Genomic DNA, 223 nt, shown 5'->3' with positions numbered 1-223 from the left:
GTAGAATTCAAAATTTACATATCTCTCAAACGTATATGATGATAGTGAAGTTAAAGAAAGAGTTTTGTAGAATTCAAAATTTACATATCTCTCAAACGAAATTATGTCGATTTTAGACTTAAAAGTTGTTTTGTAGAATTCAAAATTTACATATCTCTCAAACATGTTAAGGGCTTGAAAAAACGAATTAAACGTTTTGTAGAATTCAAAATTTACATATCTC

Origin of the sequence: Gemella haemolysans (assembly GCF_001553035.1) — a bacterium.
GTDB lineage: Bacteria > Bacillota > Bacilli > Staphylococcales > Gemellaceae > Gemella > Gemella haemolysans_B.
Note: the sequence above shows the minus strand (reverse complement) of the source record.